Origin of the sequence: Micromonospora sp. NPDC003816 (assembly GCF_042874705.1) — a bacterium.
Classification (GTDB): domain Bacteria; phylum Actinomycetota; class Actinomycetes; order Mycobacteriales; family Micromonosporaceae; genus Micromonospora.
Genome location: NZ_JBIANP010000001.1, coordinates 486,023 through 511,500, shown reverse-complemented (window position 1 = coordinate 511,500; position 25,478 = coordinate 486,023). Strand labels below are relative to the sequence as shown.

Annotated in this window: 24 protein-coding genes and 1 pseudogene; 3 read left to right on the top strand and 22 right to left on the bottom strand. The window is 72.2% G+C overall.

Annotated features, from left to right (window positions below; translation table 11 throughout):
* Nucleotide 1: 1 nt before the first annotated feature.
* Nucleotides 2-778, bottom strand: coding sequence for a (Fe-S)-binding protein (locus ACFYTT_RS02195; RefSeq protein ID WP_387257227.1), 777 nt, complete (start codon nucleotides 776-778; stop codon nucleotides 2-4).
* Between the two features lie 208 nt (nucleotides 779-986).
* Here ACFYTT_RS02195 and ACFYTT_RS02190 point away from each other — a divergent pair, with 208 nt between their 5' ends.
* On the top strand, nucleotides 987-1,811 hold the full coding sequence (locus tag ACFYTT_RS02190; RefSeq protein WP_357215063.1) for a trypsin-like serine protease: 825 nt from the start codon (nucleotides 987-989) through the stop codon (nucleotides 1,809-1,811).
* 51 nt (nucleotides 1,812-1,862) lie between these two features.
* On the opposite strand, the gene ACFYTT_RS02185 is transcribed toward ACFYTT_RS02190, so the two are convergent.
* From ACFYTT_RS02185 to ACFYTT_RS02120, 14 genes and pseudogenes are all read right to left on the bottom strand, one after another.
* Entirely contained in the window at nucleotides 1,863-4,289 is a 2,427-nt protein-coding gene (locus ACFYTT_RS02185; RefSeq protein WP_387257225.1) for an ATP-binding protein, read from the bottom strand.
* Nucleotides 4,290-4,441: 152 nt separating this feature from the next.
* The gene (locus ACFYTT_RS02180; RefSeq protein WP_387257224.1) at nucleotides 4,442-4,918 is read right to left on the bottom strand and encodes an SRPBCC family protein; all 477 of its coding nucleotides are present in this window, start codon (nucleotides 4,916-4,918) and stop codon (nucleotides 4,442-4,444) included.
* On the bottom strand, nucleotides 4,915-5,298 hold the full coding sequence (locus tag ACFYTT_RS02175; protein WP_357215058.1) for a metalloregulator ArsR/SmtB family transcription factor: 384 nt from the start codon (nucleotides 5,296-5,298) through the stop codon (nucleotides 4,915-4,917). The genes ACFYTT_RS02180 and ACFYTT_RS02175 overlap by 4 nt, the downstream gene beginning before the upstream one ends.
* A gap of 73 nt (nucleotides 5,299-5,371) precedes the next feature.
* A complete protein-coding gene (locus tag ACFYTT_RS02170) occupies nucleotides 5,372-6,487 on the bottom strand; it encodes a MerR family transcriptional regulator (RefSeq protein WP_387257223.1) in 1,116 nt (371 codons plus the stop codon).
* Between the two features lie 39 nt (nucleotides 6,488-6,526).
* Nucleotides 6,527-6,985 carry a hypothetical protein gene (locus ACFYTT_RS02165; protein WP_387257222.1) on the bottom strand — a complete coding sequence of 153 codons (459 nt, stop codon included), beginning with the start codon at nucleotides 6,983-6,985 and terminating at the stop codon, nucleotides 6,527-6,529.
* A 126-nt stretch (nucleotides 6,986-7,111) separates the two neighbouring features.
* Nucleotides 7,112-7,339, bottom strand: a pseudogene (locus ACFYTT_RS02160) (MerR family transcriptional regulator); the annotation flags it as partial.
* The gene (locus tag ACFYTT_RS02155; protein WP_387257221.1) at nucleotides 7,338-7,484 is read right to left on the bottom strand and encodes a hypothetical protein; all 147 of its coding nucleotides are present in this window, start codon (nucleotides 7,482-7,484) and stop codon (nucleotides 7,338-7,340) included. The pseudogene ACFYTT_RS02160 and the gene ACFYTT_RS02155, both read right to left, overlap by 2 nt.
* Nucleotides 7,485-7,536: 52 nt before the next feature.
* The gene (locus ACFYTT_RS02150; RefSeq protein WP_387257219.1) at nucleotides 7,537-8,136 is read right to left on the bottom strand and encodes a hypothetical protein; all 600 of its coding nucleotides are present in this window, start codon (nucleotides 8,134-8,136) and stop codon (nucleotides 7,537-7,539) included.
* The gene (locus ACFYTT_RS02145) at nucleotides 8,133-9,467 is read right to left on the bottom strand and encodes a hypothetical protein (protein WP_387257217.1); all 1,335 of its coding nucleotides are present in this window, start codon (nucleotides 9,465-9,467) and stop codon (nucleotides 8,133-8,135) included. The genes ACFYTT_RS02150 and ACFYTT_RS02145 overlap by 4 nt, the downstream gene beginning before the upstream one ends.
* Nucleotides 9,464-10,264 carry an ABC transporter ATP-binding protein gene (locus tag ACFYTT_RS02140; protein WP_387257216.1) on the bottom strand — a complete coding sequence of 267 codons (801 nt, stop codon included), beginning with the start codon at nucleotides 10,262-10,264 and terminating at the stop codon, nucleotides 9,464-9,466. Before ACFYTT_RS02140 ends, ACFYTT_RS02145 begins: the two co-directional genes overlap by 4 nt.
* A gap of 68 nt (nucleotides 10,265-10,332) precedes the next feature.
* On the bottom strand, nucleotides 10,333-11,133 hold the full coding sequence (locus tag ACFYTT_RS02135) for a hypothetical protein (RefSeq protein WP_387257215.1): 801 nt from the start codon (nucleotides 11,131-11,133) through the stop codon (nucleotides 10,333-10,335).
* A complete protein-coding gene (locus ACFYTT_RS02130; RefSeq protein WP_387257214.1) occupies nucleotides 11,130-11,687 on the bottom strand; it encodes an RNA polymerase sigma factor in 558 nt (185 codons plus the stop codon). The genes ACFYTT_RS02135 and ACFYTT_RS02130 overlap by 4 nt, the downstream gene beginning before the upstream one ends.
* A 136-nt stretch (nucleotides 11,688-11,823) precedes the next feature.
* Nucleotides 11,824-12,738, bottom strand: coding sequence for an aldo/keto reductase (locus ACFYTT_RS02125; RefSeq protein ID WP_387257213.1), 915 nt, complete (start codon nucleotides 12,736-12,738; stop codon nucleotides 11,824-11,826).
* 69 nt (nucleotides 12,739-12,807) lie between these two features.
* Nucleotides 12,808-14,100 carry a GAF domain-containing protein gene (locus tag ACFYTT_RS02120; protein WP_131053452.1) on the bottom strand — a complete coding sequence of 431 codons (1,293 nt, stop codon included), beginning with the start codon at nucleotides 14,098-14,100 and terminating at the stop codon, nucleotides 12,808-12,810.
* 402 nt (nucleotides 14,101-14,502) lie between these two features.
* On the opposite strand from ACFYTT_RS02120, the gene ACFYTT_RS02115 reads away from it, so the two are divergent.
* Together ACFYTT_RS02115 and ACFYTT_RS02110 are read left to right on the top strand one after the other, a co-directional pair.
* Complete coding sequence (locus ACFYTT_RS02115; RefSeq protein WP_236145754.1) at nucleotides 14,503-15,171, top strand: lytic polysaccharide monooxygenase; 669 nt, start codon at nucleotides 14,503-14,505, stop codon at nucleotides 15,169-15,171.
* 518 nt (nucleotides 15,172-15,689) lie between these two features.
* Nucleotides 15,690-16,040 (top strand): Lsr2 family protein, encoded by a 351-nt coding sequence (locus ACFYTT_RS02110; protein ID WP_131053450.1) that lies wholly within the window; start codon nucleotides 15,690-15,692, stop codon nucleotides 16,038-16,040.
* 465 nt (nucleotides 16,041-16,505) lie between these two features.
* On the opposite strand, the gene ACFYTT_RS02105 is transcribed toward ACFYTT_RS02110, so the two are convergent.
* From ACFYTT_RS02105 to ACFYTT_RS02075, 7 genes are read right to left on the bottom strand one after another with little or no spacing between them, the layout of a single operon-like run.
* Complete coding sequence (locus tag ACFYTT_RS02105; RefSeq protein WP_387257210.1) at nucleotides 16,506-18,425, bottom strand: TOMM precursor leader peptide-binding protein; 1,920 nt, start codon at nucleotides 18,423-18,425, stop codon at nucleotides 16,506-16,508.
* On the bottom strand, nucleotides 18,422-20,374 hold the full coding sequence (locus ACFYTT_RS02100) for a TOMM precursor leader peptide-binding protein (protein WP_387257208.1): 1,953 nt from the start codon (nucleotides 20,372-20,374) through the stop codon (nucleotides 18,422-18,424). Before ACFYTT_RS02100 ends, ACFYTT_RS02105 begins: the two co-directional genes overlap by 4 nt.
* Nucleotides 20,371-21,258, bottom strand: a complete 888-nt coding sequence (locus ACFYTT_RS02095) for a TauD/TfdA family dioxygenase (protein WP_131052332.1) — start codon at nucleotides 21,256-21,258, stop codon at nucleotides 20,371-20,373. Before ACFYTT_RS02095 ends, ACFYTT_RS02100 begins: the two co-directional genes overlap by 4 nt.
* Nucleotides 21,251-22,858: a hypothetical protein gene (locus tag ACFYTT_RS02090; protein ID WP_387257206.1), complete on the bottom strand. Its 1,608-nt coding sequence runs from the start codon at nucleotides 22,856-22,858 to the stop codon at nucleotides 21,251-21,253. The genes ACFYTT_RS02095 and ACFYTT_RS02090 overlap by 8 nt, the downstream gene beginning before the upstream one ends.
* A 1-nt stretch (nucleotide 22,859) precedes the next feature.
* Nucleotides 22,860-23,657, bottom strand: coding sequence for an ABC transporter permease (locus ACFYTT_RS02085; RefSeq protein ID WP_387257205.1), 798 nt, complete (start codon nucleotides 23,655-23,657; stop codon nucleotides 22,860-22,862).
* A gap of 1 nt (nucleotide 23,658) precedes the next feature.
* Nucleotides 23,659-24,453: an ABC-2 family transporter protein gene (locus ACFYTT_RS02080; RefSeq protein ID WP_131052334.1), complete on the bottom strand. Its 795-nt coding sequence runs from the start codon at nucleotides 24,451-24,453 to the stop codon at nucleotides 23,659-23,661.
* On the bottom strand, nucleotides 24,450-25,475 hold the full coding sequence (locus ACFYTT_RS02075; RefSeq protein WP_387257204.1) for an ATP-binding cassette domain-containing protein: 1,026 nt from the start codon (nucleotides 25,473-25,475) through the stop codon (nucleotides 24,450-24,452). Before ACFYTT_RS02075 ends, ACFYTT_RS02080 begins: the two co-directional genes overlap by 4 nt.
* Nucleotides 25,476-25,478 lie beyond the last annotated feature (3 nt).

Sequence of the window (25,478 nt, the reverse complement as noted above, 5' to 3'; positions counted from 1 at the left end):
CTCACGACCTCACCACCAGTTCGCCGCGTTGGTCAGGAGTATCGCCGCCCGGCTCGGTCGAGGCCAGGATCTCCGCCAGGTGCACGGTGCGCACCCCGGTCCGCAGCCGGGACAACCCACCGCCGATGTGCATCAGGCACGACGCGTCCCCCGCCGTGCAGACGTCCGCGCCGGTGGCGAGCACGTGCCGCATCTTGTCCGCCAGCATGGCCGTCGACGTGTCCGCGTTCTTCACCGCGAACGTCCCGCCGAACCCGCAGCACTGCTCGGCCGCCGGCAACTCGACCAGGTCCAGACCCCGCACCTCGCGCAGCAACCGCAGTGGCCGGTCCCCCACCCGCAGCACCCGCAGCGAGTGACACGTCGGGTGGTAGGTCACCCGGTGCGGATAGAAGGCACCCACGTCGGTCACCCCGAGCACGTCCACCAGCAACTCCGACAGCTCGTACGTGCGCCCGGCCACCGACTCGGCACGCGAGGCCAGCCGCTCGTCACCGGCCCGCCGGGCCACCACCCCGTGCTGGTGGCGTACCGACCCGACACACGACCCCGACGGCGCCACGATCACGTCGTACGGATCGAACACCCGCGCGTACCGGCGCACCAACGGCAACGCCTGCCCCTGGTAGCCGGTGTTGACGTGCATCTGCCCGCAGCAGGTCTGCCCCTCGGGGAAGACGACCTCATGCCCGAGCCGCTCCAGCAACCGCACCGTCGCCTTCGCCGCCTCGGGGAACATCGTGTCCGCCAGGCAGGTCACGAACACCGCGATCCGCACGTCACACCTCCGCCCGCCCCGCGATCGTCCGTGCCGCCGCACCGCCACGGTCAGACCGGCGGGGCGCGATCCGGTTGAGTCTGCCGCACCGGCCGCCGCCGCGCAGCCGGGTCCCCACCGTCCGACCGCCACCGGTGTCCGGGAACCGGCCGGACAGCAGACGGTCGGGCCACCGTGGGCGTACACCACCCCCGACGAAGGAGAACCGATGCTGAGAAGAAGTGGGGCGCTCGTCGCCCTGGCCGCCGTGGCGCTCGCGTCCACCGCCCTCGCGGCGGCACCGGCGGCGGCCGCGACGAGCTCCGGACCGGACATCCGGGTGCCGGTCACGTCGACCACGACGTATCCCGCCAGCGCCACCGTGCTGCTGACGTTCCCCGGCGGCCGGTGCAGCGGCTTCATGATCAGCCCCCGAACGGTGGCGACCGCCGGGCACTGCGTGCACACCGGAGGCTCCCGGGGCAGTTGGCGGACGAACGTCGTCGCGTACCCGGGGCACAACGGGACGACCGCACCCTTCGGCTCCTGCGCGGCGACCCAGCTCTTCGCACCACAGGGCTGGACCGGCTCGTTCACCCACCCCGGCGGCAGCGACCCGGCCTACAACTACGGGGCGGTGCAGCTCAACTGCGGCATCGGCAACGTCACCGGCTGGTACGACCTCGGTTACACCACCCAGCCGCTGACCGGCTCGTGCACCACGACGCACGGGTATCCGGCGGACCGGCCCGGACAGTGGACCAGCGTCGACCGCATCCGCTACGAGACCTCGACGCAGCTCTACACGTCGCACAGCTTCGGCGGCGGGCAGGACGGCAGCCCCGTCGCCTACACCCCCGACCCGGAGGACTGGTGCCCGCTGCCGCCGCGACTGGACTTCCCCTGGCCGAAGCCGCCCTGCCCGTGCCCGCTCGCCCGCACCGCGCTGGGGATCCTGACCAGCGGCCCGGACGGGGTCGGCCCCGGCGTGGCCTACAGCGTCGCCACCCGGCTCACCCAGCAGGCCGTGGCCAACCTCGCGCAGTGGCGGTGACTCCTGCCCACTCCGGCCGGGGCGGCCGTTCCCGAGTCCGCCCCGGCCCGGTCAGGCCGACCGGGCCGGCGCGGCGGTCAACCGCGCCCGGACCTGCGCGGCGTCCGCGTGGTCGAGTTGCTCCAGGATCTCCAGCGCCCCACACCAGGCGGTACGGGCCAAGTCCGGCTCGCCGGCCGCGCGGTGACTGTCGCCCAGGTGGGTCAACGTGGTCGCCTCGAAGTAGCGTTCCGCCGACTCCCGCCACAGCATCAGCGCCTGGTGATAGCACCGGATCGCCTGCGGCTGCCGGTCCAGCCGGTAGTGCACGAAGCCGAGGCTGTCCCAGGTGTGCGCCTGCCAGTACCGGTTGCCGACCTGCTGTTGCAGCGCCAACGCCTGCTGGCAGTGCGCCAACGCCTGCGGGTATTCGCCGAGCTGGCTGTGGTACCAGCCGATGTTGTTCAGCGCGTTGGCCCGGCCGCCGACGTTTCCCGCCCCGATGAACAGCTCCAGCGCCCGCCGGGCCTGGTCGAGGGCGTCCCGCAACCGTCCCTGACGTTCAGCAAGGATGCCGAGGTTCAGATGCACCCGGGCGCTGCCGACGGCGTCACCGAGACCGGCGTAGAGCGCCAACGAGGTGTCCAGGTGGGACCGGGCCTGCTCGTGGTCCTCCCGCCGTAGGCAGGCCACGGCCCGGTTACGGTGGGCGCGGGCCTGGCCGTCCCGGTCGTCCACCCGTGCTGCGGCGGCCAACGCCACCTCCTGCACGACCAGTTGCTCCGGCCAGGCGCCGATGCGGTCGAGATAGGTGTTCAGGGTCCAGGCGAGCTGCCAGGCGTGCGTGTCGAAGCGGGCCTGTGCGGCGAGAGCGACGAGCGTGAGCAGCACCCGATGTTCCCGGACGAGCCAGTGCCACGCCCCGGCACGGTCGGCGGGCGGATCGACCACCGCCCCGACGCGTGCCGGGACGAGGTCGATCGGGTCACGATGGTCGTACAGGAGCAGCGCGGCGGCGTACGCGGTGTGCAGGTAGTGGTCGAGGAGACGGCCGAGGGCCTCCCGGCGTACCGGATCGGGGTCGTGTGTGGCCGCCTGCTCGGCCGCGTAGGCGCGCAACAGGTCGTGCAGGACGTACCGGCCGGGCCGTGCTTCGGCGACCAGGTTCGCCTCGACGAGGGCCGTCAGTGCCCGTCCCGCCTGCGCGGCGGGCACGCCGGTGAGACTGGCCAGCGCCGCGACGGTGGCCTCCGGCCCGGGGTGCAGCCCCAGCAGGCGGAACGCCCACGCCGTGGTCGCGTCGAGACTCCGGTACGACCAGGAGAAGACCGCCCGGATGTCGAGCGTCCGGTCGCCGCCGGTGAATCCGTCGAGGCGCCCCGGCTCGGTCAGCTCGTCGGCGAGGCGACCGAGGCTGAGACCGGTCCGGGTGGCGGCCCGTCCCGCCACGATGGCCAACGCGAGCGGCAGTCCGGACGCCGCGCCGACGATCCGCGCCGCCGCCTGCGGCTCGCCGGACACACGCTGCGGACCGAGCCGCGCGACGAGCAGCTCGTACGCCTCCGGCGGCGTCAGCGGTGCGAGGACGAACGGTTGGGCGGCCTCGATGCCCACCAGTCCCGGCAGTTGGTTGCGGCTGGTCACCAGCACCAGGCACCCGGGCGAGTTCGGCAGCAGTGGACGCACCTGCGCGGCGTCCCGGGCGTTGTCGAGCAGCACGAGCACCTGCCGGTCGGCCAGCAGGCTGCGGAACAGTCCGGAGCGGCCGGACAGTCCCGCCGGGATCCGCGGCGCGGACACGCCGCACGCCTCCAGGAACTCCCGCAGCACCTCCGCCGGTTCCGGTACCGGCCCGTCCGGGTCGAACCCGCGCAGGTCGACGTAGAGCTGTCCGTCGGGAAAGCGGTCGGCGACCCGATGTGCCCAGTGCAGTGCCAGCGCGGTCTTGCCGACGCCGGCCGTACCGCTGATCAGCGCGACCGGAACGGTGCCCGGCGCGCCGTGCTGGCGTGCCAGCAACATCGCCAGCCCGGCGAGCACCGTACGCCGTCCCACGAACACGGGTACGGCCGCCGGAAGCTGCCGGGGTGTCACCGGCGGCGTCACGTGCGGGGCGGTGTCCTCAGCACGCCGGGCGAGCTGCGCGTGGGCGGCGGCCCGGAGCCGGTCCTCCGCACGGCCGGCGTCGACGGCGCGCAACAGTCGCCAGTGCGCCGCGTCCCAGCGGCTCAGCTCCGCCATCTCCGTCGGCACCGGGCGGCCGGTCTGCGCGGCGTGGGCCAGGCAGGCGGTCACGTAGGAGACGACGAACGGCCACTCGGGCAACGACTTCGCGTTGAGCTTGTCGCTGAGCGTGGAGCGGGCCAGCGCTGATCCCAGCGCCGTCGACACGGCCACCAGGGTGTTCAGCGACGGGGACCCGCAGTGTTGCCGCAGGCGCCTGAGGTCGTCGACGAACCGGGCCAGAGCCGCCTGCGCCTCCCCGGCCGGTCCGCTCATCCCGCACCCCTCCCCAGCCGGACGCGATCGCCAATCCATAGAGGATTGTCGACCCACTCGCTCCCGTCGTGGGTCGGCGAATCCGCTGATGTCGCGATATCTCGGGAAAACGTGTCCTGGCAGAGCGAGGCAGCGGACGCTGGATACGCCTGTCACTGCGCCTCGAAGTGCTCCTTCATCGCCGGGTAGTAGTCGTCGAAGTTCGGCCTCGGCTGACCGGTGTGCGCGGCGACCAGGGCGTCGAGGTAGTACTCCCACCCCGGCCCGACCTCGCCGGCGTGCTCCGTGCCGGTCAGGTAGTGGGTGAACCGCAGCTCGGTCACGCCCGCGCTCTCGACGAGCGTCATGTCCAGGTGCCAACTGCCGTACTCGTCCACCGCGGAGACCGTGAGCCGGCTCGGCGGTTCGCACGCCTCGATGGTCACGTCCATCCAGGGCTCGTCCTCCTCGTACGCCATCTGGACCTTGATCGTCCGCCCCGGTGCCGCGTCGCCCTGCCACGGGCCGAACCAGCGCGCCGTCCGTGGTGACTCGGTGAGGCTCGCCCAGACGTCGGCGACGGGTGCGCGGAACGTGCGGGTCAGCACGAGGTCGTCGCCGAACAGTCGGCCGGTCGGTGTCGGTGTCACGCCGTCTCCTTCGTCGATGGATGCCGTTCGGTGGTGATGGTGCCCCGCTCGGTGGCGGGGCGCCGTTCGCGGCGGGTGCGGTAGACCTCGGTCTCCAACGCGTCGAGGTGCTGCTGCCACCGGGACGGGCGCATCAGCCGTCCCAACCACCCGACCAGTTCGTCCAGGGGCGCGGTGGTCAGGGTGTAGACCCGCCGCCGCCCGTCGGCCGTGTCGCGCACCAGGCCGGCTTCCCGCAGCACACGCAGGTGCCGACTGACGGCCGGCCGGCTGATCACGAACCGGTCGGCGATCTGCCCGGCCGAGAGCGACTCGTCGCGCAGCATCAGCAGGATCTCCCGACGCACCGGATCGGCGATCGCCGCCGCCACCTCGTCCACGACTAAAGCGTAACCCATAGGTTACGCTTTAGACCACTCTCGCCTGAGCTGATCCCCGGTTCGATGCTGAGCTTCAGGCCACGAGGAGTCGCAGGCCCAGTTCGGCCGCGTCAAGGTCGGTGAGCTCGCGGTTGCGGTCGGCCCACCGGCCGGAGGAGAGGTCCTGTCGGAGGGCGCGTACGGCACGCTGCTCGGCCGCCGGCCCGACCCGGGTCCACACCGACACCGCGCGGCGGACCTGCTCCTCCAGGTACGCCTCGGGCCGGCGCCAGTACGCCTCGAAGAAGCCGTCGGCACAGTCCCACGGGACGAGCACCGGCTCCATGCGGGCCCCGATCGCGCGGGCCAGCTCGTCCACCGAGGGGCGGCCGACCACCAGGCCGGCGACCTCGGGGAGGTAGTCCCGGCTGAGCCAGAACCGCTGACGCCAGCCGGTGTCACTGGCGTCGTGCGTGAACACCACGACACGACGGGCCACCCGCCGCATCTCGCGTAGCCCGGCGATCGGGTCGTGCCAGTGGTGGACGGTGCTGAAGGCCAGCGCGGCGTCGAACGCCCCGTCCTCGAAGGGCAGGTTCTCCGCGCTGGCGGCCACGCACGGTGCCGCGTCCACGGGACGTTGCGCCCTCATGGTCGCCGCGGGTTCCACTGCGGTGACCTCACGATCGGCGGGCTCGTACGAGCCGGTGCCCGCCCCGACGTTCAGCACCGTACGGGCGTCACCGAGCGCTTCCCAGACCCGCGCGGCGATGCGCGGCTCGGTGCGTCGCGTCGCCGGATACGCGGACCCGATGGACTCGTACAACTGCGCGCCGCAGACCCGCAGGTGCTCCTCCGGCGTCATGCTGATGCCCATCGCCCGGGCCTCCAGTTCCCTGTCAATGGCGGTGACCGTGGCGATGGCCCGGTCCCGTTGTGCCAGCAGCAGGCCACGCAGTCGGTGCAGATGGGCCACCGCGTCGCTGGTCGGATCGTCGACCAGCGCGGCGATCTCCCGCAGGCCGAAGCCCAGCCGCCGGTAGGCGAGCACCTCCCGCAGTCGTTCCACGTCGCTCGCGGAGTAGGCCCGATGGCCGGCGCCGGTCCGGGCGACCGGTCGCAGCAGGCCGATCTCGTCGTAGTGGTGCAGCGTCCGCACGCTCACGCCGGCCATACTCGCCACGCGTCCCACGGTCAGGTACTCGGTCACCTCGTCGACGATGCGGCATGACGTCACGTGAGGTGCAAGCTAGCTGTCGTGCGACGGTGTCGGGACACCGGGCCGACCGATGGTTCGAGTCGGCGTGCCCCTCGTCCGTGCCGCCAGGACTGCGAGCGCGGTGACACTGACGAGTACGGCCAGGACGGCGACCGGACCACCCGGCCCGAGCGCGGGCATGACCGCCGGAACCGTCCCGTCGAAGAAGCTGCTCGCGTCGTCGTAGCGGATGGCGATGGCGACGGCAGAGCCGGCCGCAACAAGTCCGGCCGCCGCGCTGACCGCGAGGGGTCGGCGTGCGGGGGGCCGCAGCAGTGCCCACAGCGCCGCGCTGTACAGGACGATGACGGCGGCGAGGTGGACGAACCAGCCCGGAAATCGGTGCAGCGGTATTTCGATGCTGCCGTAGCCCGCCCACGGCAGCACCAGGACCGCCAACAGGTTGCCGAGAGCACCGACGATGACGGCGATCCGGATTGCCACTCTCATCTCCCGTCCTTCGCGTGCGCCGGCGTGGCGGGCGCTCCCGTCCGCCACGCCGACGACCGGTCACGAGGTCTGGAGCGAGACGCCCAGCACGGCGGTCGCCGCAGGTACCTCGGTGGACAGGATGTACTCGTACGAGCCGGTGCCCGCCCCGACGTTCAGCACCGCGCGGGCGTCACCGAGCGCTTCCCAGACCCGCGCGGCGATGCGCGGCTCGGTGCGTCGCGTCGCCGGATACGCGGACCCGATGGACTCGTACAACTGCGCGCCGCTGACCCGCAGATGCTGCTCCGGCGTCATCCCGCACCTGCTCGCGATCGTTCGCACTCCATGATCGCGAGCAGGTGTCGTCGGGTCAGTTGGACCAGGTGAATCCCGCCAGGTGCGAGGTCTCCTGGGCCTGGTCGACACCGAGGGCGGCGACCACCCCGGCGGCGGCCAGCAGGATGAGGGACACGACCGTGCGGCGCAGGCGCATGATGACCTCCATGACGAGCAGCACGAGCTCGATTTCCTCGAAGAGTATCAATCCTTCGCGCAAGCCGGGGGACGCCTCAGGGGATCGACTCGGTGGCTTCCCTGCGGGCCGGGCCGGCCAGCGAGTAGGCGATCAGCCCGCCGAGGGCGAACACCGCCGCCGTCACCGTTGCCGCAGTGCTGTCGGTCGGTTGGGCCTGCCAGGTCAGGACCGCTCCCCCGGTGCCCTGCTGGGGATACATGACCGCGACGGTGGTCCAGCCCAGCGGCAGGAACCACGATCGACCGGCGCCCACCACCGTGGCGCACAGCGCCGTCAACCCGAGCAGGCCGGCGGCGTCGCGGAACACCAGCGTGGCCGGCCCGAAGCGGGCCCCGGTGTACCGCGTGGCGAGCAGGGCCAGCAGAACCACCAGGAGGCCGGCCAACAGGTGCGCCGCACGCCGTGGCGGCCATCGCCGCGCGGCGGTCCGGTCCAGGTTCTCGTCCGGGGCGGTCAGGGTGGCCGAGAGCACCGCGACCATCAGCAGGACGGTCAGCACCACCATCGTCGGGGCGACGTCGCGCTCGTCGGCGACGGTCCGCCACAGCGTCCAGATCACCGCCGCCCCGCCGACGGCGACGGCCAGGGCCAGGGGTACGCGCCGGGAGCGCAGGTAGAGCAGCGTCCAGGTCACCGGGAACTCCGGGACAGCAGTTCGCTGGTGTCCTCGCAGGCGCGTTTGGCGTCACGGACCGCCGTCACCCGGGCCAGCGCCTCCTCGGCGGAGACCTCGCGCAGCCCGTTCCACAGGGCGAGCGCCTCGGCGTTGAGTTCGAAATCCTCCTGGATCATGCCCGGAATCAGCCCGACGTCGGATCGCGGCTCGCGGCCCAGCAGCCAGTACGCTGCCGCCCGGTCGACCGCCTCGTGGTGTTGCCGGCACTCGATGTCGACAGGTACGCCCAGACCTCGGACGACCTCGACGGCCACGACGTCCGGGTGCGCGAGCCCACCGAACTTGTCGATCCGGACCGGCACCTCGACGACGTCGTCGCGGGACGGCGTCTCCCCGTCGCGCCCGTACGTGGAGGTGTCCTCGTGCACGGCGGTCGGGGCGTCCGGGAGTTTCGCCAACGCCACCAGACCGTCACGGGCCAGCGGGGCCAGGTCGTCGAGGACCCTGGCGTTGACCCGGCTCACGCACACCGTCGGAGCGTCCTCGGTGCAGACCATCTCCCGGGCGACCGGGTCGACCGGTGCGTCGAGCACGGCCGGGTCCCGGGGCACCACCGCCACCGCCCCGACGAGCCCGAGCAGCACCGGCACCAACGCCGCCGTACGGGTCCGCCAGCTATCGCCGACGAACAGCACCAGGCCGGCGACGGCGAGTAGGGCAAGCCAGATCGCCAGCGCACCGCTGACCTGGTTGTCGATCGTCTGATAGGCGTGGAACTGGCTCGTGCCGTGGATCGGGGACAGCGCTGCGGCCAGCCACTCCGGGCGGAGGAACATGCTGAAGGAGACGAACAGGACGCCGGCCACGCCCAACGCGGGTGCGGTCGCCGGAACGGGGAGCAGACGCCCGATCCCCAGACCGAGCCAGGCCGCGGCGATCAGGGACAGCACGCCGACGCCGGTGACGACGGTGAAACCGAGCAGAGGCAGGTAGCCGGCGCTGGTGGCGATCCGGGCGACGCCCGCCACGGTCACCAGCAGGTAGGCGCTGCCGAGGGTGAGGGCCATCGCGCCGAGGACCGGCAGCATCCGCTGGACGGGCGGTCGGGCGGTGGTGCCGAAGAGCTCGGCGACGTTCGAGCGGTGCTCCCGACGCCCCTGCCAGGCGCCGGCGGCCAGCGCCAGCGGCCACATCAGCAACAGGTACTCGCGGGTGACCAGGGCCAGCGACATCAGGCCACCGGACCATCGGGCCGGAGCCACGTAGAGTGCGCCGACTCCGGCGAGCACGGTGATCAGCGCGGCACCGAGCGCGGCGGAGCGGCGGATCTCGACACCCAGGATGCTCATCGGACGGCCTCCGCGCGGTGCCGACGCAGGATGGCGGAGTAGCCCCGCTCGGTCGGGCTGTCGCCCGGGTGGCTCTGGTCGCCCTGGGCGCTGAGGGCCTCGGCGGTGCCCTGCCAGACCAGGCGGCCCTCGTTGATCAGGATGACGTCGGTGCAGGCCGCCGCCACGTCCTCGACCATGTGGGTGGAGACCACGACGCAACTGTCGGTGCCGAGGTCCCGCAGCAGCTCGCGGAAGTCGAGTCGTTGTTCCGGGTCGAGGCCGACGGTCGGTTCGTCGAGCAGCAGGAGCTGCGGGTCGTTGACGATGGCCTGCGCGATGCCGGCGCGGCGCAGCATGCCGCCGGAGAGGGTCTTCAGCCGGGTGTCGGCCCGGTCGGTCAGGCCGACGCGGTCGACGGCCCGCTGCACCGCCGCCGGGATCGCCGCCTTGGGCATCTCCTTGAGCCAGGCCATGTATCCGACGAACTCGCGCACCGTGAAGCGCGGGTAGAAGCCGAAGTGTTGCGGCAGGTAGCCCAGGCCGCGACGGACCGCTCGCAGGTCGACGCGGCCGTCGACCGGGTGTCCGAGCAGCGTCAGGCGCCCGGCGGTCGGCGCGAGCACGGTGGCCAGGGAGCGCATCAGCGTGGTCTTCCCGGCGCCGTTGGGGCCGAGCAGTCCATGGACCCCGGTGGTCAGCGCCAGGTCGAGGCCGTCGACGGCCAGGCGCCGCCCGGCGCGGACCCTCAGGCTCTCGGCGTGGACGACCCAGGGACTGGTGGTGGCGGCCGTCTCGGCCACGCTCAGGGCACGCATCGGCATCTTCCTTCGTTCGGGGTCGGTGGAGAGGGACGCGGCGTCGCGCGTCCGGTGGCGCAGAGGTCCTACTGCTGGGCGGCTCGTCGGAGCCCATCGGTCCGCAGCAGCACGGTGAGGGTCAGGGCGACCGTGGCCAGTGCCCAGACACCGGTGCTCTCCTCGGTCAGCACCAGTGGCGTCCGGGCGGCGGCGAGGCTGGGGGTGATCACCGCGAGTGTCCAGATCGCGATCAGTCCGATCGCGGCCCGGCGTACGCCGACGAGACTCCCCAGCACGAGCGTGGCGGCGGTGAACGTCAGGCAGGGCAACAGCGTCAGCGCCGGTGGCACGCCGGTGCCGTAGCCGGCGAGGGCGAGGGGCGGGATGACGACCACCAGCACCGTCGCGGTGCGGCGCAGCAGGGTCGTCAGACCGGCCCCGGGGGTGGTGGCGATCAACTCCCAGGCGGGATCGGCCCGGCGGTGCCAGGCGATCGCGACGCCGGGCAACGGGGCCAGTGGGGCGAGCAGCAGCACCAGCGACGGCAACGCGGTCCACAACTCGCTGAGCAGGACGGCGCAGGCGAGTACCGCGGCGGTCATGGCCAGCCAGGGGGCGAGCGTGCCGACCAGCCAGCGGCGGCGCAGCACCGTCCAGGACCGGCTGCGGGCGACCGGGGCCGGGGACGCGGCGATCTCCCGGTCCAGGGTGACGGCGACCCGGGCGAGGACGGTACGGGTGTCGGCGGTGGTGCTGCCGGCCAGCCGCGCCCGGCAGTCGGCGCAGTCCTCCAGATGCACCTCGATGGCCCAGACGCCGGGCTCGTCGAGGCGGGGGTCCGCGGTGGCGTACCGCTCGATCTGGGTGAGGGTCGGATGGGGGGTCATGACAGGGCCTCCCGTAGCGCGATCCGGGCTCGGCGGACACGGGACTTGACGGTGTTCTCGGGCACGCCCAGCAGCACGGACGCCTCCCGGGTCGAAAACCCGTCCAGGACGGTGGCGCGCAGGGCGGCCCGGACCTCGGGCGGCAGGGTGAGCAGTGCCTGTTCGAGTTCCTGTCCGATCCGCGCCGCCATCACCTCGTCCTCGGCGGCGGGTGCCGTGGCCGGCGTCAGCGGCACCTGCGGCAGTTGCGCCGTGCGGGCCCGGCGACGGAACGCGTCGACCAGTCGGTGGGCGGCGATGGTCCACAGCCAGCCCACGGCGGTGCCCCGCGCCCCACCGCCGCTTCCCGTCCGGGCTCCGGCGAAGGTGCCCGAGGCCCGCCAGACGGTCAGGTAGGTGTCCTGGAGGACCTCGGCGACGATGTCGGGGTCGGCGCACCGGCGGCGCAGCCGCACCTCCAGCCACGGCGCGGTACGCCGATACAGCTCGTCGAAGGCCCGCCGATCACCACGGGCGACGCGCCGCACGAGTTCACCCTCGTCCGCTGCGTCCATGCCGGTACTCACACCGGGTAAGACGACGGTCGGACCACGATCGGGTCCCGGATCACTGTGACGGCCATCACCTTCGTCCTGCCAGTCGGGCGCGGCGGCGGGCGTGCCCACCGGTGTCGGTGTCGCGCGTAGTCCGTCAGGTCCAGGGCAGGGCGGCGCGTTCCTGCCAGTAGCGGTCCGGCGGCAACGCCAGGTCCGCCCACCGGGTCGGGTCGACGGTGAGCGTCTGCGCCCGCAGGTTCGAGGCCAGTTGGTCGGCGGTGGCGGCCCCGGACAGGACGATCGTCGCCCACGGCTGGTGCAGCGCCGCCGCGAGCGCGGGCGCGTCACCGACGTCCTCGCGTACGGCGAGACGGCCGTTGGCGAGGGCCTCCTTGACGATGACCAGGTACCCCGCGTCGTGCGCCTCGGCCAGGGCCGGGCCGGCGCTGGGCTCCAGCAGATTCCAGGTGGCCTGCACGCTGCGGAACAGCGGCTCGCCGTCGACGCGGACGTCGAGCGCGTCGCGGATGACCTCGGCCTGCCTCGGTCCGCTGGTCGAGAGTCCCACCAGCACACCCTGCCGGCCGAGGTCGGCGAGTCGTCGGTGCAGGGCCACGTCGTGCAGGGCGGGACTCTCCGGAGTGACCGAGTGGATCTGGTAGAGGTCGAGGTGGTCGCCGAGCAGCGCGGTGGTCTCCGCGTACTGCCGGTCGAAGGTGGCGAGGCGATGGTCCTTGACCTCGTGCGTCTCGGCCTCGACGCGCCAGCCTGCGGTGTAGGTGTAGCCCCACTTGCTCCCGACGACGACGTCGTCGACGTCCGGCCGGCTCCGCAGCCAGTGCGCGAGGAACTCCTCGGCCCGGCCGTACGAGCGGGCGACGTCGACGTAGCGGACCCCGGCGGCGTACGCCTGGTCGAGGAGTTCGCTCGCGCGGGCGCGTAGCGCCTCGACGGTCCGCTCGGCCGGCAGGTCCGCGGCGCGTCCGAGATTGATGTAGCCCGGACGGCCGACGGCCGCCAGTCCGAACCCGATCCGGGAGCCTGCGGCCAGGCGCGCGATGGTTGCCATCAGCCCATCCAACACCGCAGGCCGCGCGCCGTCGTCGCCACCCGCGTCGTTCCCGGCCGGCACACCGGTTCAGCGGTGCAGGTAGGCGGCGAGGCCGCCGAGTTCCTCGTTGGCGATGAACACCGAGCGGACGTTGATGATGGCTTCCTCGACGTGGGTGGGGCAGCCCCACGCGGCGTCACCCCAGGAGTCGGCGATCTTGATCTCGGCCGGTGCGGCGCATCCGGCCGCACCGCCGAGTTGGCAGTGTTCGGGGTGCGGCACCGCGACCTGCGCGGCGGCGGCGGACTGCATCCGAGCGTTGAGTTCGGCGGCGGCGGCAGCACGGCGCTCGGCCTCGGCGCGGAGTTCGCGCTCGGCGCGTACCGCCTTGGCGAGTTCGTCGTGGGCTGCGGCGGCGCGTTCCTCGGCGGCCTTCTGCGCCCGCTCGATGTGGTGGCGTTCGATGGCGAGTGCCGCGGTGCCGGCGAAGAGCCGGGCGATGGCGAGATCGGTGTCCTGCGGGACGCGCGGAACGCGGTGGTACATGGCGAAGGTGCCGAGCAGGCCGCCGTCACGGGCCAGGATCGGCGTGGACCAGCAGGCGGCCAGCCCGGCCCGGTCGGCCAACTCGCGGAAGTCGTTCCAGAACGGGTCGGTCGCGATGTCGGTGACGACGACCGGCTGACGCCGGTGGGCGGCGGTGCCGCAGGAACCGACGCCCTCGCCGGTGGCGATGCCGTCGATGGCCTCGTTGTAGAAGTCCGGCAGGCTGGGCGCCGCCCCGTGGCGCAGGTGCCGGCCGTCGGGGTCGGCCAGCAGGACCGAGACGAGCACCTCCAGCGGCGCGAGGTTCTCGATGCAGCGGGCCATCCCGTCGAGAACCTCGGTCAGCGGTGCCTGACGGGCGATCTGCTCCAGCAGCGCGCGGTGTTCGGCCATCAACCACTGGGCGTGCTTGACCTGGGTGGTCTCCACACCGATCACCCGGATCCCGATCACGGTGCCGTCGGCGGCGCGGCGCGGTTCGTAGGTGAAGTCGAAGAAGGTCTCCCGGGCCTGCGGGCCGGTGCCCAGCACGACCCGGACGTCACGTCCGGTGTAGGGCTCCCCCGCGCGGTAGACCTGGTCCAGCAGGCCGATGAAGCCCTGACCGGCGAGTTCGGGCATCAGGTCCGCCAGCGGGACCCCGGTACGCGCGCGTTCCTGGCCGATCGTCGTGAAGAATGCCGGGTTCGCGGCCTCCAACACGTGCGACGGCCCGGCGAGTGCGGCGAATACGGCGATGGACTGGCCGAACAACGTGCGCAGGTCGTCCTCTGCCGCAGGCGTGGTCCCCGCCGGACCCGCAGCAGCAGGGCTCCGGCCCGATAGCGCCGTCATGATGTGTGGTCCGCCCCTCGCCGTCGATCCCGTTCCGAGCGCTGTCAACCTACGGGACGACGCCCATCTGCTCACAAGTCGTGGCCGTGCTGCCGCGCACGCCTCCTCAACCGCGTCGCGGGCGGTGCAGGCGGTCCGTGACCACGGCCGTCACCACCTCCGATTGCCCGTGCGACGTGGGATGTGCATTCCGCAGCGCCCGGAAAATTGTCGATCATCCTATGTCGACCTGTCGAGATCGATCCGAGGCGGTGCCGCCCCGGTGAATCCCGGCGACGACTTCAGTAGTTCCGAAACACCGAAAGCGAATAGACGATCATTGATATGCGCTACCCTCGATGCAATACTCGTTGGAAGCGCTCCCACACACCGTCCCGGAGCGCTCGGAACGGAGGATGCACCGTGCGTTCACACCACCCCCCTCGATCCCGGCCGGCCGTCCGCCGCCCCCTCCAGGTGCTCACCCTGGCGCTCACCATGGTGGTCGCGATGCTGCCCTGGGCCGGCGCCGCCCAGGCCCACGGCACCGTCATCAACCCGGCGACCCGCGCCTACCAGTGTTGGCAGAACTGGGGCCACCGGCACATGGATCCGGCCATGCAGACGCAGGACCCGATGTGCTACAGGGCGTTCCAGGCCAACCCCGACACCATGTGGAACTGGATGAGCCAGTTGCGCGACGGCCTGGGCGGGCAGTTCCAGGCCCGTACGCCCGACGGCCAACTGTGCAGCAACGCCCTCTCCCGGAACAACGCCCTGAACCAGCCGGGCGCCTGGAAGGCCACCACGGTCAGCCGGAGCTTCACGCTCCAGTTCTACGACCAGGCCAGCCACGGCGCCGACTACTTCCGGGTCTACCTGACCCGGCAGGGGTTCAACCCGGCCACCCAGCAGGTCGGGTGGGGGAACATCGACCTGATCCAGACGACCGGGCGGTACGCGCCGACGCAGAACATCTCGTTCAACGTCTCGACCTCGGGCCGTAGCGGACAGCACGTCCTCTTCGTGATCTGGAAGGCGTCGCACATGGACCAGACCTACATGTGGTGCAGCGACATCAACATCGTCTGATCCGCAAGGTCGCAATTACGCCGCTACTCCGGTCCGGGCATCTTCCGGGCCGGAGTAACGGTGCGTAGGGCGACACTCGCCGCCGCAAATGCCGCCCCACAATTCGTTCCGCCGCCCCGGCCAGCCGTTCCGCGAACAGTTCCTCGGAGCGCCACCACAGCCGCGCGAGGCCGGCGTCGAGGGCCTACACGGCACACGCCGACGACACGCGGACCGCGATCTCCCCGGGACGGGTGTCGCCGGCCTCCCGGCACCGGAAGAAGAAGGCCCGGCGGCAGCCACTTCCTCCGGCCGGAGATCGCCCGGCGGATCGCGCCTCCGCCGCGACACATAGTCGCCGTCCACTTACCGCACCGAACATTTTCGGGTCGCGCGGGACGGGCAGATCCGCACCGGGGATGGGACCGGTCAATACCTGGGCTGTTATGTGGATCCCGTTGACGCGACAAGTATCGCAGGCGCTATTGTGACTACCACGTTCGTGGAACTGTCTCCACTGGAAGGGAATGTGCTCAGACGTGGCTAAGCAGATCATTCATAAGCTGGTCGACGACCTGGACGGCGGCGACGCCGACGAGACCGTGAAGTTCTCTCTCGACGGCGTGCAGTACGAGATCGACCTGTCCAGCAGCAATGCCGCGAAGTTGCGGGAGGCGTTCGCCTCCTACGTGGCCCACGGCACGAAGGTGGGTCGCGGCGGTGTGGTCGTCGGTGGCCGGGCCGCTCGTGGTCAGGGTTCCGCCAGCACCGACCGGGAGCAGAACAAGGCGATCCGGGAGTGGGCCAAGAAGGCCGGTAAGGACATCTCCGACCGGGGCCGCATTCCGCAGGAGATCGTGGACGAGTACCACGCGAAAGCCGGTCGCTGACCGACCGCACGGCACCTCTCACACGGCGCGACGAAACGCTCGTTCCGGTGCGGTGAAGCTTCTGCCCACACACGGGGGCACGCGCACCGTGACGGGCCTTTTACCGGTGGTGCATGAATCTGCCCCGGTGACACAGGAATCGCATCGACGTCCGGTCACCGATCTCCCCATCGGTGCCGGCGTAGCGAAGGCGATAAGGCGCTCGCCACCGCAGTCACTGACAGACGTCGCGGCTTTTGCGCCGCGCAGGCCACCACCTACCTTCAGGCCGCGGCCGGTACAGCTGCACGCACGATCACACCGCCGACACCCGTCGCCGGTGCGGCAGTGCCGGATCGCGCACACGGCCGGCGTGGACCTGGTAGCTCACCCGCGAGGTCAGCCCGGACGTTCCCGGCGCGAGGGCACCAGCATGGTCGGTGGTGGCGGCTGGTGGCCGTCACCGCCGACCTGTCGCGGTGCGGGTCAGGGAAACGGGTGCGGGTGCGGGTTGATCTCCTCGGGCGGCAGCGACGTGGACCGGTAGCCCAGCCGTACCGGGAGTTCCCTGAGCCGGGGCAGGTCGACCCGGCGGTTCCGATGCCCGAAGACCATCGGCAGCGTGCCCGGGATGATGACCTTGACGCAGGTGAGGTCGACGGTGGCCTGTTCCCGGGCCGTCTGTTCGACGACGACCACGTCCAGGCCGCTGTCGAGGTACCGATCGACGACCCAGCGCAGATCGTCGAGCAGGTCGGTGGCGGGCCGGTACCGCTTCGCGGGCGGGAACGCGGTCTCCATCGAGAGGATCTCGTCGCGCTGGTAGAGGAAGGCGAAACGGTCCCAGCTCTGCGGGGCGGCGGCGACCAGCGCGTGGTCCTCCATCGACCGGACCAGGTCGGAGTCGGCGACCAGGTCGGGTGCGGTGGTGTCGGCGGCCACCATCTCCTTCGTGGCGTCGGCGACGCTGGCCAGTTCGACCAGTCCGGACCAGAGTGCCCGTTCGGGGTCGAGGTGTGCGCCCGCGCCGCAGAACGCCTTGGGTTCGCCGGCCCGGTCGTCCTCGTCCACCAGCATCAGCCAGAGCGCGGGGATTCCCTCCGGCATGGTGGTGTCGAAGACGTGCAGCCGGCTGCCGGTGGTGCGTTCCAGCCAGCGCACCAGCAGCCGGGTCGCCGGGTCCGCCGAGGTCAGCGGGTCGATCCGGGGCACCGGCAGCCGGGCGAACCAGGTGGCCAGGAAGGCGTCGCGCTCGGCCACCTCGAAGATGCCGTGCAGGACGGCCTCCTCCAGGTTGCCGCCGAGCGCGCAGCCGTTGGAGCTCTCCAGGCCGAACGCCGTGGCGTGCGAGCCGTAGTAGGCCGTGCTCTCCGGGACCAGGACCGGGCCGTCGCGGCGGAAGGAGTACGCGTACACCCACTCCACCGGCAGGTCCGGGTGGTAGCGCACGGCGTTGTGGTGCGGCGGCGAGTCGGGCAGACCGAGCGCCGGGGGTGCGACGGCGCGGTCCGGGCCGAGTTCGCGGAACGAGGCGTGGACCCGGGTCCGGCGGGCCCGGGGCAGGGTGCCGCCCAGCCGTTCCAGTGCCTCGGCGATGGCGACCGACACGCTGGCCGGATAGCTGAACGTGCGCCCGTATCCGGACAGTTCGGTGCAGCAGGCCGGGCCACCGATGGCGGCGGCCAGGATCATCGGGTGGTTGTGGTGGAGCGTCATCGACGAGATCAGGCCGGTCTCGACGTCGACCATGGTCTCCAGCAGCCGCTCGTGCTCGGCGGGGAGGCTGCGGGCGCGGTAGTTGTCCGGCGCCGACTTGGGGCGGGACACCAACGTGAAGGTGCCCGCCTCGGGACCGTCGTCGGGCAGGGTCGCACACGACGGGCACTCGGGGTCGGCGATGAACCGGTGGCGGCTGACCGCCAGCGTGACGGTGCCGACCTCCAGCACCGCGCCGGCGCACCGCGGAGGGGCACCGCGGGCCACCCGCGCGAGTTCGTCGGTGACCAGCGCGGCCACGGTGGTGCGCACCGGTGGGCCGAGGACGGGGGTCGGCGCGGTGACGGATCCCTCGTACAGGGCACGCCAGAGCGCCGAGCGCTGGGGTGTCCCGGTGACGCGGGCCCGACGTTCGCGGACACGGACGCAGTGGTGGCAGCCGGGTTGCCCGACCGTGACGTACGGGCCGACCCGCACACCGCGCAGCGTCGGGTAGACCGGAAGGAAGTCCCGTCCCTCCTGGTGGGCGCGGCGGGCCGCGTCCTGCACCCGGTCGGTCTGGTCGTCGACGACGAACAGGTCCACCGGGCGGTCGGTCCGGATCGCTTCCGTCGCGTCCGCGACGGCCTGGAACAGGGCGCCGTCGCCGTGGACGCGAACGGCGTGCGTCAGCGTGGTCGTGTCGGTCATCCAGCGCCTCCGGGTCGTGGCGTGAGCATGGCTTCGACGAGGAACGGGAGCACGTCCCGGGTGTCGGGCAGGTGGTCGACCGGCCGTAGGAGAAGGCGCTGCCCGGCGGCGTCCACCTCCTTGAGCAGTGGCGGGAGCCAGGCGTCCCACTCGCCGGCACCGAGGTCCGGGCCGACGTCCGCACCGGCCGGTACGCGTCCGGTGAGGGCGGCGACCGCCGTCTGCATGGCCTGTTCGAGGGCGGTCGCGGTGTCCGGGGCGGTGCTGTGGGCGAGCCAGCCGCCGGTGGTGCCGACGAAGACGGTCGGCGTGCTGGAGGTGTCACACCAGGCGGCGAGGTCGTGTCCGAGGACGCTCATGTCCGCTGCCCTGGTCCGGACCGGTTCCGGCCAGTCGGCGGGGTCGAGTGCGGAGCCGGCCGGGTGCGTCGCGTCGGAGGGTGGGTCGGACAGGTGACCGGCGTCCGGTGCCGTCGCGGTCGTGCGGCGCAACCTGAGCAGCGCCCGGCCCACCGCCTCAGTCCAGGTGAAACCGGCGGCCAGCAGCACGGCGGTGGGCTCCGCCGGGACGACCTCCCCGGCGACCAGGTCCCACCAGTGGGTCGGGGTGGCGTCGGCGACCGTGGCCGCCTGCCCGGCGAGCGACTCCACGGCGGCCACCGCGGCGCGGTTGAGCGCCTGGCGGCGGTCGTCGCCGATGGCGGTCACGGTCGCCGGTCCGGTCCCGGTGCCGGTCACGTCGGCGACGGTCGCCTCGATGCAGCTCACCGACGTCTGTGACTGGCGGCCGGTGCCGATGTCGAGCACCGGACCCAGTCGAGGGTCGATCAGGGTGGCCACCCGGGTGGCGAACGTCTCGGCGTCGACCGCCGGACGTCCGGTCATCGTGGCGATCCGCTCGGCGAGGTCGACGGCCGCTCGGTCGCGGCGGCAGGCTCGGCAGCGGGGATGGACGGTGAGCAGGTGTTCGCTGGTGACGGCCGATGCCAGGTCGATGTGGGTCATGCGGTTGGTGGTGTCGGTCTCGGCGCCGACGGCGTGCCGGAAGTAGCCGAAGCCGAGGGCGGTGCCGACGAGGGCGCCCACCGGCGCGGTCAGGTACTCCGGGACCTGGTCCGGCCGGTCGTCCCGCCACGGGGCGTCGCCGGAGCGGCTGGTGCCGTGCAGGCTCCAGACCACGCATTCCCAGCAGCCACCGGCTGCCCCGCCGCCGGTGGGGCCGACCCATGCGCTGCCGCTGAAGGCGAGGGCGTGCAGGGCGGCGACGCCGTGGGCGCGGGCCACCCGGTTCAGCGTCAGCGCCCGGCCGGCCATCAGCCGGTCGGTGCAGTGCAGGACGGCGTCGTGCGTACCGATCAGGGCGGTGAGCGCGGCGGCGTCGGTGAGCGCGGCGGCGAGGTCCGGACGCAGGTCCAGCTCGGCGGTGGGGTCGTCGGCGCGGTGGCGGTCGAGGATCCGCCGACAGGCCGCCGGGTCGGTCGGCGACTCGGCGGTCGTGACCAGGGTGGCCCGCCGGAGTCCGAGGTCGAACAGGGTCTGGACCAGTGCGGTCAGGCCCGCACCGGCGCCGACCAGCAGGACCCGACTGTTGCGGAAGGACTCGAAGCGGTGCGGCGGAGCGTCGGCGGCGTGCTCGGCGAAGGAGATGGCCTGGCGGTACCGGTCCAGTTCCCAGTCCTGAAGTCCGTGTGGCGGGTCCCGGTCCAGGTCGCGGGCGATGCCCCGGTCGACGAGCATGGTGACCAGGTCGGTGACCAGGCGCTGTTGCGGGGCGGGCAGGCCGGCGGTCAGGTCCGCGACGGTGCGGGTGCCGTCCAGGTGCGGGGCGATCCGGCGGATCAGGCCGTACGCGGATCCGCCGCTGATCTCGGTGCCGGTGGTGCCGGTCTCCAGGTAGACGCCGTCCTCGGTGGGCACGTACATCAGGTCGTCGCGCAGTTTGGCCCTCATGCCGCCACCGCCCGGTCGAGCATGCCCATCCGGACCAGGACGGTGCGGCCGGTGTCCTGGAACGCCTGGCGGCCGTGCAGGTAGCGGGAGTTGTCGACGACCAGGACGTCACCGGCCTGCCAGGGCACGGCGACGGTGAGATCGGCCGCGACCTCGGCGGCGGTGGCGACGAGGGCGCCGTCCACGGGTGGTCCGTCCGGGGTGCGCACCCGTAGTCGCCGATCGTGGTACTCGTCGTCGCGGGGGCGGCTGACGAACAGCGAGTTGCAGAAGGCGGGTACGGCGCCGAACCTGGTCGGCGGCGTGCAGTGGGTGCCGAAGCCGGTCGTCATCCCCTCGTCGGTGACGTCGACGTGGATCGACTCCCACGGGCGCAGGTACGGCTCCCACCGTCGCAGAGCGCCCCGCGCCTCGGCCGGGTCGGTGGTGCCGAACATCCGTTGCCAGTCGGCGGTGGGCATCCGGCTCTCCCAGACGATCTCCATCTGCGTGAACCGCTCACGCGCCGGTGTGGGGAGGGCGGCGAGCAACGCGACACCGTCGCAGAGCGTGGTGCCGCCCCCGCCGTCGGCGGCGGGCCGTTCGCAGAAGAAGGTCATCAGGTCCGGTGAGCCCGGGGCGTACGACGCCTCGCGGTGCAGCGGCATCCCCTGGGTGCCACGGGTGACCGTGGTGGTGGTCGGGTCGTCGTCGACGACGTCCCGCTCGTCGTGGAAGGCGCCGTCGTACGGCAGGGGCGACATCACCGCGTCGCCGAGCCGGACGAACGCCTCGCGTCGGCGGTCGCCGTCGCGCAGCAGGGCCGCCCCGTGCCGAGCCACCGTCGCCAGGACCGTCTCCGGCGCCGGCTGACCGGTGAGCACCGGGATCCGTTGGTCATCCATTCGTGGTTCCTTCCGTGAGTGCCACGGCCAGCAGTCCGGCACGCGACGTGGGCGCGCCGAGCAGGAGTTGCAGGACGGGGGTGTCTCCGCCGGGCAGGCCGAGTCGTGCGGCGATGTCGGGGGCCGAGAACCCGCCGATCGGGCGGATCGCCGCGCCGACCGCCTGCGCGGTCAGGGCGGCCAGTTGCACGACGGTCCCGGTGAGCAGGTGGAGTCGGCGAAACTCCGCAGGGGTCAGCCCGGTCATGGGTCGTCCTCCCCCGGCGACGACGACGATGCTGACGCCGGCGGTCGCCATGCGGTGCGCGACCACGGTGGTGGGCGGTCCCGGCCGGTCGGCACCGGTCGACGGTCGGAGCAGGTGGTGTCGGGGGTCGTAGCGGTAGGCGCCGGGCGGCAGCCCGTCCACCTGGCCGACCAGGCACCACAGTGTCGGGTACAGCGGGTGCCGGGCCAGCTCGTCCAGGGCGGCGGTGGTGGGCCGGTGGCCACCGGCGTACGCGAGGACGTCGGCGAGCTGCGCGAGGCGCAGGCCAGGGGCGAGGTCGCAGGCCGACGCCCGGCCGGCAGCGGCACCGGTCAGGTCCAGCGCCGCGACCTCGGGCAGGTGGACGGGGGCCGCGTCAGACGGTGTCATGGCCTGCGGTGCAGGTGGTGGCACCGCGCGCCGCGGCATGTCGGTTTCGGCCCAGGCGGCCCGGTGCAGGGCCACCGCGTGTGGATCGGCGTCGGCCAGGACGAGCCGGTCGTGGGTCAGGCCGACCGGCTCCGGTGGCGCGGTCCGGCAGGGCGGGGTGCCGGGTCCGGGCGGGGTGTCGGGTCCGGGCGGGGTGCCGGCTTCGGGCGGGGTGTCCGGCGTGGCGGCGGTGGGGATCTCGATCACCGCGTAGACGGTCTCCAGCATGCCGTCGAGTCCCAGCAGGTCGTCGGCGGCCCGTGGATCGGGGGCCAGGTCAGCGGTGCCGGTCTGCGGCCACGTGAGCAGTTGCCCGAGCAGCACGCCGACGTCGACGGTGGCGAGCTGGTAACCGAACGCGCGGTACTTGCTGCCGTTCTTCCACGGTCGGCAGGCCAGCAGCAGCGCGCTACGTCCGGCGCCGTCCGTGGCGGTCGCCGGGCCGAGCAGCCGGTCGACGTCGGCGGCGGGATTCGTGTCGCGCAGCAGTTCGAGGCAGTGGTGGACGTGGTCGTAGTGGTAGACGCCGGAAGGCAGGTCCCCGGATCCGGTCCAGGCGAGGTAGATCTCGCCCGGGTAGTAGGCGCCGCCGGACGGTACGGTCCAGCGCAGGGTGAACCAGGCGGGCAGGACGCGGGTGAAGGCCGGCCCACTGAACGGGGTGCCGGTCAACGCCGACATCCCGGCCTGGGTGAGCATCTCCACCCGGCGCGGTCCGTAGCCCAGCAGCAGCGTGCTGATCCGGTCGAGGCCGGTGTCGGTCAGCGGTGGTGCGCCCGGCCCCGGCCAGGGCAGCGACGTACGCGGGCTGCCCGGGTAGCGTTTGCTCTGCGGCGGCAGGTAGGAGGTGGGTGCCGCGCCGGTCTGGGCGTCGACCGCGTCCAGGTAGCGCGTCACGACGTCGCTCTGTGCTTCGGGTGTCATCTCAGGTCCCCGCGCTCTCGTAGCGACGCAGCCCGGCCTCGAAGATCCGCCAGGCGGCGAGGGCGCAGGCCAGCGCGACGACCGGGGTCAGCAGGCCGATCGTCGCCGAGACGCCCTTGTCCAGCAGGGCTGCGGCGGGAAAGTAGCCGACGAAGGCGACCGGGACGACGACGAGCAGCGCCCGTACGCCGGTGCCGTAGACGGTCAGCGGGTACCGGGCAAGGTCACCGAGCATGTGCACGCTGACCGCGACGGAGTTCGACGGGCTCAGCAGCCAGAACGTCAGCGCGTTGGTGGCCAGGCTGACGGCGATCTTCACCAGCAGACCGCTGGCCAGCAGCAGCACCGCCCACAGCACGGTGACCGGCGACCAGACCACGTCCGTCCGCCCCACCGCGCCGGCCAGCAGCACCGTGCCGATCACGACGTTGCCGAGGCCGTTGACGCCGACCGCCGCGCCGGTCACCTGGAGGATCACCGGGTAGGGGCGGACCAACAGGTAGTCCAGGGCACCGAGGTTGACCATGCCGCTGAGGTGCCAGGTGCCCTCGAAGAACAGGGAGCCGACCCCCTCGGCGAGCATCACCATCGCGCAGACGCAGAGGACCTCCCACTGTGTCCAGCCTTCGAGGACGGGCACCTGCCGGAAGATCGTGGCCACGAAGATCAGCCCGGCCAGTTGGCCGAGTACGGCTGCGGCGATGGTGAGCATCGCGTCGGCCCGGTACTCCAGGACGGCCCGCAGGTGGGCCCCGAGCAGCCGCCGGTAGATCCGTACCGCCTCGATCGTTGCGAGCATGTCAGCCTCCGTGCACCACGAGTCGGCGTACGGCGACGCGCCAGAGCAGCCGGGCGCCGGTCCAGAGCACCGCGACCCAGAGCACCTGGACGCCGATCAGGTACAGCGACTCGGTGCCCCGGACCTGGCCGAGGAAGATCAGTGCCGGGGTGGAGACGATGCCGGGGAACGGCGACCAGGCACAGATCGTCTGGAGCCAGTCGGGGTACAGGGCGATCGGCACCAGCGCGCCCGAGAGGATGTTGGTGATCGCGATCCGGGACATGCTCAACCCGTGGAAGTTGCCCGTCCAGAAGCAGGCCAGGCCGACCAGGTAGACCAGTGCGAACTTCAGCGGCACCATGGCGAGCAGGCTGAGCAGGAAGAGCCCGGCCTGGGTGGGGTCGGGCAGCGGCATCCCGCCGAACGCCAGCAGGAGCACCGAGCCCATCACCGCGACCACCAGCAGTTCGCCGACGAGATAGCCGATCGTCTCGGCGAACCGGGCCACCTGGTAGTCGATCGGGCGGAGCAGGTCGATGGCGACCGAGCCGTCCAGCACCCGCAGGGCGACCTGCCCGTCGGTGAAACTGGACAGCAGGGTACCGGCCAGGAAGGCGACGAAGAGGTACGCCTTCATCTGTTCCCAGGTCAGGCCGGCCATCTCGCCGCCGGGGTCGGCGGCGAACAACGCCCGCCACACCGCGAACAGCGCCACGGTCTGCACCGCGACCCCGGCGAGTTGCAGCAGGAACTCGCCCCGGTAGACCAGGACCGTCGACCAGGCCATCCGGGCCAGCGTCCGGTACGCCCTCATGCCGGTCGTCCCACGGTCGGCTGACCGAGTTCGCCCGCGTACGCCCGGCGGACCACGTCCTCGATGGAGGGCTCGTCGATCCGCAGGTCGACCACCGGCACCCGGGCGGCGATCGCGGCCACGATCTCGCCCGCGCCGTAGGTAGCGTGGTCGAAGGCGATCGAGACGTGTCGCGGTGAGGTGCCCGGGGACAGGCGGGTGCCCGGCAGGTGGGGGTCGTGGGCGGCGGACCAGTCGGCGTCCAGGGTCAGGTGCAGCGTGCGTTGCCGGGCGACCTGTGCGCGTACGGCGTCGATCGGTCCGTCGAAGATGGCCCGACCACCGTCGATGATCATCAGACGTTGGCAGACCTGCTCGATGTCACCGATGTCGTGCGTGGTCAGCAGCAGTGTCGTGCCGTTACGGCACTGGGCGCGCAGGAAGTCGCGGACCGCCTGGCGGGCGATGATGTCCAACCCGATCGTGGGTTCGTCGAGAAACACCACCGAGGGTGAGTGCAGCAGGGCGGCGGCGAGGTCGGCCCGCATCCGCTGGCCGAGGGAGAGTCGGCGGGTCACCACCGGCAGCAGCTCCCCCAGGCCGAGCAGGGCGTCGAACTCGGCGATCCGCTCCGCGTACCGTCGTTGCGGAATCCGGTGGATGTCGCGCAGCAGCGCGAGTGAGTCGCGGACCTGGAGGTCCCACCAGAGCTGGCTTCGCTGGCCGAAGAGCACGCCGATGTTGCGGGCGTTGGCGAACCGGTTGCGGTGCGGCACGATGCCGCAGACCTCGACCTGTCCCGAGGTCGGCTGGAGAATGCCGGTGAGCAGCTTGACGGTGGTCGACTTGCCGGCACCGTTGGGTCCCACGTAGGCCACGGCCTCCCCGGCCGCGACCGTCAGGTCGATGCCGTTCACGGCCGTGTGCGAGCGGTGCCTGGGCCGGACCAGATGGCGCAGCGATCCGGCCAGTCCCGGTTGCTTGTCGGGCGTCCGGAAAGTCTTGGTCAGGCCACGGGCCTCGATCACGGTGGTGGGGGTCATCGG